The sequence below is a fragment of the Microbacterium sp. Leaf351 genome, from assembly GCF_001423825.1.
GTDB classification, from domain to species: domain Bacteria; phylum Actinomycetota; class Actinomycetes; order Actinomycetales; family Microbacteriaceae; genus Microbacterium; species Microbacterium ginsengisoli.
Genome location: NZ_LMPK01000018.1, coordinates 69,347 through 69,558, shown reverse-complemented (window position 1 = coordinate 69,558; position 212 = coordinate 69,347). Strand labels below are relative to the sequence as shown.

Sequence of the window (212 nt, the reverse complement as noted above, 5' to 3'; positions counted from 1 at the left end):
CCGGGGCGCACGTCGAAGCTGACGTCGTCGACGACGACGACGCCCGCGGGGTCGATGACGCGCAGGTCGCGCACGGCGAGCCCGCCCTCACCGGGGGTCGCCGCATCCTTCTGCACGCGCAGCTCGACGGCGCGACCCACCATCATCGACGCCAGCTCGGCGTTCGACGCGGTGGGGCTCGCCTCGCCGACGACGGTGCCGAGGCGCACCAC

General features: G+C 75.0%; 1 pseudogene. It reads right to left on the bottom strand.

The window, feature by feature from the left end:
- Positions 1 to 212: pseudogene (locus ASG00_RS17585) on the bottom strand (heme ABC transporter ATP-binding protein); the annotation flags it as partial.